This window comes from Butyrivibrio sp. DSM 10294 (genome assembly GCF_028539135.1).
In the GTDB taxonomy this organism is placed as follows: domain Bacteria; phylum Bacillota; class Clostridia; order Lachnospirales; family Lachnospiraceae; genus Butyrivibrio.
In genome coordinates, this window is sequence record NZ_JANSWL010000058.1 from 1 (window position 1) to 6262 (window position 6262).

The 6262-nt window shown below is 41.8% G+C and carries 5 protein-coding genes; all 5 read left to right on the plus strand.

What is annotated here, in order from left to right; all coding sequences use genetic code 11:
• Positions 1-175 precede the first annotated feature (175 nt).
• Genes glgX through NXH67_RS04760 form a run of 5 tightly spaced genes read left to right on the plus strand, consistent with a single transcriptional unit; the run spans position 176 to position 5953 of the window.
• Positions 176-2257: a glycogen debranching protein GlgX gene (glgX, locus tag NXH67_RS04740; protein ID WP_051139936.1), complete on the plus strand. Its 2082-nt coding sequence runs from the start codon at positions 176-178 to the stop codon at positions 2255-2257.
• Positions 2247-2855 carry a hypothetical protein gene (locus tag NXH67_RS04745; RefSeq protein WP_022778771.1) on the plus strand — a complete coding sequence of 203 codons (609 nt, stop codon included), beginning with the start codon at positions 2247-2249 and terminating at the stop codon, positions 2853-2855. The genes glgX and NXH67_RS04745 overlap by 11 nt, the downstream gene beginning before the upstream one ends.
• Positions 2856-2873: 18 nt before the next feature.
• Positions 2874-3557, plus strand: coding sequence for a response regulator transcription factor (locus tag NXH67_RS04750; protein WP_022778772.1), 684 nt, complete (start codon positions 2874-2876; stop codon positions 3555-3557).
• A complete protein-coding gene (locus NXH67_RS04755) occupies positions 3538-5058 on the plus strand; it encodes a HAMP domain-containing sensor histidine kinase (protein WP_022778773.1) in 1521 nt (506 codons plus the stop codon). The genes NXH67_RS04750 and NXH67_RS04755 overlap by 20 nt, the downstream gene beginning before the upstream one ends.
• A gap of 19 nt (positions 5059-5077) precedes the next feature.
• Entirely contained in the window at positions 5078-5953 is an 876-nt protein-coding gene (locus NXH67_RS04760) for a hypothetical protein (protein WP_272796609.1), read from the plus strand.
• The last annotated feature ends 309 nt before the right edge of the window (positions 5954-6262 follow it).

Here is a 6262-nt window from a genome sequence, read left to right on the forward strand (position 1 = left end):
ATTTAAAGTAATATTGAGTTGAGCCATTGTGTTCTACCTCCGGTATTATTTAGGGTTGTGGTGATTCTATTATACCTAAAGGTAAGAGCCAGTGGCTTTTATAATACAATATTCAATTTACACCATTATAAGGACGTTACTCAGAGAGCTTAGAAAAGGCGATCTTAACAGACAGATGCTGGCCTTAGATGTATGTAACGGGTTCAGAATAAGACCCGGTATGTACAATATTTATGGTGCGACCATGCTTACTGATGGTGTTAACTTTACCATCAATTCAAACGGAGCAACGTCAATTACCTTGCTACTATATAACCGTGGAGAGAGTAGGCCTTTTGCCACTATTCCTTTTCCTCAAAGTTATAGGATTGGTAAGGTCTATTCCATGATTGTATTCGGACTTGATATTGAGAATCTTGAATACTGCTATAGCGTGGATGGACCCTGGGATCCCGAAAAGGGCCTATTGTTTGACAAGAATCATGTACTTCTGGATCCTTACGCCAAGGCTGTTTCAGGCCAGAGAATCTGGGGACAGAGGCCAAACAGGGACGGCGCCTACAGAGCCAGAGTTGTGCGAAATAACTTTGAATGGAACGACACCAACAGCCTTAATATTCCCATGTGTGATTCAGTTATCTATGAGATGCATGTAAGAGGCTTCACCATGGATGAGTCCTCCAATGTACACTGCAGAGGTACCTTCGAGGGAATCAAGGAGAAGGTGGACTATCTTAAGAGACTTGGTATTACAGCCGTTGAGCTCATGCCTATTTTTGAGTTTGACGAGACTAGGGATAAGAGAGAAGTAAACGGAAGAACGCTTCTTGATTACTGGGGATATAACACAATAAGCTTTTTTGCCCCCAATACAAGCTACGCTTCTCAGACAGAGTACAACAAAGAGGGCGTTGAACTTAAGCACATGATCAAAACGCTTAAGGATAACGGAATAGAGGTTATTCTTGACGTTGTATTCAATCATACTGCTGAAGGAAACGAGAACGGTCCTTTTATATCATTTAAGGGCTTTGACAACAATATCTATTATTTGCTTACTCCTTACGGACAGTACTACAATTTTAGCGGATGCGGCAACACAATGAACTGTAATCATCCTATTGTTCAGGAATTTATTGTTGAATGCCTGAGATATTGGGTTGAAGAATACAGAGTTGACGGATTCAGATTCGATCTTGCAAGTATCCTTGGAAGAGATCAGGACGGATCTCCAATGGAAAGGCCGCCTCTTATTCAGCGACTTGCGTATGACCCGATTCTTGGAAATGTCAAGCTGATTGCAGAGGCCTGGGATGCAGGTGGAATGTATCAGGTAGGTAATTTTCCGGCTTGGAAGCGTTGGGCTGAGTGGAACGGTAAGTACAGAGATGATATCAGATCTTTCCTTAAGGGAGATATCTGGTCTGCACCGGATGCCGTGCGCAGAATTACAGGTTCACTTGATCTGTACGGCGGAGCATATCTTGGATATGAGTCTTCCATTAACTTCATTACTTGCCACGATGGATTTACGCTTCACGATCTGTACTCATATAATGGCAAGCATAATGAAGACAACGGATGGAATAACACAGACGGAGCCAACGATAACAGGAGCTGGAATTGTGGCGTTGAAGGTGAGACTGATGATCCGGGAATAATGGATCTTCGTTTCAGAATGATGAGAAATGCTATTGCTGTACTTATGTGCAGCAGAGGAACTCCGATGATATATGCCGGAGATGAATTTGGCAACACTCAGTTTGGAAATAATAATGCATACTGCCAGGATAATCAGATTTCCTGGCTCGACTGGAAGCTTCTGGACAAAAATAAAGAGTTCTTTGATTTTTACAGAAACATGATTCAGTTCAGAAGAAAGCATCCTTGCATCAGAAAGGACCTTAGACCTGCAGAGTGCGGATATCCCCATATTTCAGTTCATACCGAGAATCCGGATAACGGAAATATTACCGGAGATTCCAAGGTGGTATGCGTAAGATTTGCAGGCTATATCAAGAGAAAGGGCCATGATGACATAGTATATCTTGCAATAAATGCTTTTTGGGAAGATATACAGATTATGCTGCCCAATCCTCCGGAAGGAGCTTATTGGTCTCTCTGTGTAGATACAGGTGACGAATCCGGCAAATATTTTTACAACAGACCCAAACCCCTTACCTGGAGAAATAAAACCATGAAGGCCAGAAGTGTCAGCGTATTCATTGCGTCGTACGGAGCAGAATATGGCAACTGATGATAAATCAAAGGGTAACAATTTGATAGTAGGCGGTTATGAGTTCATGACAGAAATTGACGCCCAAAAGGGAGCTATGGATCTGAATAAGATCAAGCTCCTTAATACCCGTGCCAAGGCAACAAGGCCTCAGGATATAAAAGCTGTTTATGAAAAGGCAATTGAAAATAAGATCTTTAAGACACCCCTAGGCTGGGGGTATCTTGCAAACCTCAGAGCCAAGCTTATAGAGAGCGGCTATAAGGAAGATGACCTTATTCCCATTCCGCTTGGCGTAACAATTACAAGGCATTCTGCCATGGAGAACCTGTCCGTAAGGCAGCGGATCAAACCGGAAAAGAAGAAAAACAGCCTTGAATTCAAAAGAGTTTTTCCTATAGTTTTGAGTGCTATTTTAACTATTCTAGTAATAGTGATGTTTTTGATTACAGTAACCAGTGAAAGTGATAATATAATTAATTACAGGCGAAATGTGACCAATCGCTATGCCTCATGGGAGCAGGACCTTAAAGAACGCGAAAAGAAAGTAAGGGAAGCTGAAAAAAGACTTGGCATCGAGGATACATCAAGTTATTATGAGGATACAGATAGCAATTAGCTAGGAGGAATTACTTTAATGGAAGATCTGAAAATTCTGGTAGTTGATGACGAGAGCAGAATGCGCAAACTCGTTAAAGACTTTTTGGTAAAAGACGGATATCTGGTTCTTGAAGCAGAGGATGGCCAGCAGGCTCTTGATCTGTTCTATGACGACAAGGATATAGCGCTTATTATATTAGATGTTATGATGCCCAAGAGGGATGGCTGGGAGGTCTGCAGGGAGATCAGGAGCAATTCCAAGGTTCCTATCATCATGCTCACAGCCAAGGCTGAGGAAAGAGATGAGCTTCTGGGCTTCGAACTGGGTGTCGATGAGTATATTTCCAAGCCCTTCAGCCCCAAGATTCTTGCGGCCAGAGTATCGGCCATTCTCAGAAGAACCAATCAGGCTCTTAACAACCAGGTTATGGAGGTGGGCGGCATCGTAGTTAATAAGGTGGCTCACAGTGTTGCGGTGGATGGTAAGGAAGTTGAACTTAGCTACAAGGAATTTGAACTTCTGTCATTCTTCTTTGAAAATAAGGGCGTTGCTCTTTCCCGAGAAAAGATACTGAATAATGTTTGGAATTATGATTATTTCGGAGATGCCAGAACAATAGATACCCATGTTAAAAAACTGCGCGGTAAGCTTGGACCTAAGGGAGACATGATCAAGACTATCTGGGGAATGGGGTATAAGTTTGAAGAAATCGACAAGTAATCCGAACACGGATAAGACCCGTTCGATACGCTTCGAAATGAGCATGGCTTTCCTTCTTATAATGATAGGAACCTTTGCACTTTGTCTTGTGATCAACCTCCTTTTCATGGAAAGGTTCTATGTACAGAATAAGAGAGAGGCTATCATCGAAGCCTATAGAAGCATAGCTACTGCCATAAATAACGGTGATATCACATCCGATGAGTTCGATATTGAAATTACACATATCTGTGAGAGATACAACATTGAGATGATCGTTCTCGATGCGGATTCCAAGACAGTCAAAGCATCGGCCAATAATGCGGAGATGCTGACTAAGATTCTATGGGAAAACATGCTCAATCCCGTAAATGGTGGTTATGTCATTGAGAACAAGACTATTTTGGATATTGGAGACGATTATACGCTTCAGCTTGAAGAGGATAAGTCTACCGGCAGACAATATCTTGAGATGTGGGGAATTGTCGGAAACGGACATTTGGTACTTGTAAGATCAACCATGGAGAGTATTAAGGACAGTGTCATGATTTCCAATACTTTCATGGCTTACGTCGGAGTAATGGCAGTAGTTACCGGTTCCATAATGATCCTCTATATTTCCAAAAAGTTTACTGATCCCATCAAAAAGCTCTATCTCATTTCCGATGAGATGAAGAAGCTGAATTTCGAAGCAAAGTATGAAAATGACGGTACTTCACATAATGAGATCGATGTTCTTGGCGAGAACATGAATGAACTGTCCGAGACCCTTGAATCAACAATCAAGGAACTCAAGAATGCCAACGTGGCGCTGAAGCGTGATATTGCCAGGAAGGAAGAGGTTGATGAGATGCGTAAGGAGTTTTTATCCAATGTATCTCATGAACTAAAGACTCCTATAGCACTTATTCAGGGATACGCAGAAGGTCTCAAGGAAGGCGTCAGCGATGATGAGGAGAGCAGGAATTTCTACTGCGAGGTAATCATGGATGAAGCCTCCAAGATGAACATCATGGTTAAAAAACTGCTCACCTTGAATCAGCTTGAATTTGGCAATGAAACAGCCAATATGGAGCGCTTTGATATTGTGGACATGATTCGCAATTATCTTAAATCCGCAGAACTTCTTGCTCAGAAAAAAGATGTCACTGTAAAATTCGATGATTACAGTCCGATATTTGTCTGGGGCGATGAATTTAAGATTGAGGAAGTGCTTCAGAATTACTACAGCAACGCATTAAACCATATAGATGGGGATAAGATTATAGAAGTTAAGCTTCTTACCAATGATAATCACGTGAGAGTATCGGTGTTTAACACCGGCAAGCCTATTCCTGCTGAAAGCATAGGACATATCTGGGATAAATTTTACAAGGTTGACAAGGCAAGAACCAGAGAATACGGCGGAAGCGGCGTGGGACTCTCTATTGTTAAGGCCATTATGGAAGGCATGCATCAGGCTTATGGCGTCGTCAATTATGATAACGGCGTGGAATTTTACTTTGAACTTGAAACTAAATAGACCGTACAAGAGGTGGTTTATGAGGGTGAAAAAGTATTATGGGCTATTGGCCATCATAGGAAGCATCCTGATTCTTACAGGCTGCGGCGAGAGTTTTCCTGATCTTACTGATGAACAGTATAATCAGACTGTTGAGTATGCCGTTGTACTTCTTATGAAGTATTCCAATAACGGTCAGTCAAGACTTGTCTACATTGATGCCAAAGAGGAGCAGAAAAACAGAGAGAGACAGGCCAGAAAAGAAGCCAAGGAAGCTGAGAATGAACAGACTGAAAGTAAGCAGACTACACCGGCGCCAGCTGCACCTGCTCAGGTAGAACCTGCTCCTGTTGAAAGCACTGAATATCCAAGCGAAGAAGAAAACAACGAAAATGTTTTGACAGGTGAAGACCTTGCATCAGCAGGAGAAGAGAATTCTGCGACCGATACTGGCGGTGATACCGGAAGTGATGCTCCTAAGCATCCGGAAGCAATTACATTATCTTCCGAACAATCCCAGGAGATATCACCGGATTTATTCCTTTCATATCAGGGATATTCGGTTTCCAGCACTTATCCTGAGAGCTCCAAGAGCTACGTGGTAAACGCCGACAAGGGCAAGAAGCTTCTGGTTCTTAGATTTGACCTTTATAATGGTTCGGATTCAGCCAAAGATGTAAATATGATTAAGTATAACCTTCTATTCCAGGTTCTGCTTAATGATAAGAATATTGGTTATACTTCAGTTACATTCCTGCCTAATGACTTGTCTTCATATGTCGGAACCATTGATTCAAGAGCACACGAGAGTCTTGTTGTACTGACTCAGATTGGAGAGAACGAGGCGACCAATATAGAGAGCCTTGGGATGATTGTTGCTGAAGGTGGTGAAGAGCAGACTGTTTATCTTAAGTGACCATATATATAGAACTTTTAAGAGCCCTTGGAAAAGGGCTCTTTTCTAATGCTTTCTTATATTTATTAAAAAAATAAAAAAAGTTGAAAAAAGTTGTTGACATTAGTATGCCCCAGTGATATATTTATATTCGTTGCTGATGCGGGCAAGAAACACCGCAAATGCAGCAGTGGAGCGGATTCTAGGCTCCTGCACCTTGACAAATAAACAGTAATGCAACCCTGAAAAATTCCAAGAGAATTATTCAGAATTAACAAACCAAAAGTAATAACGGACAGAACATTAAAGCCAAGCTTTTAGTTCTGGCCG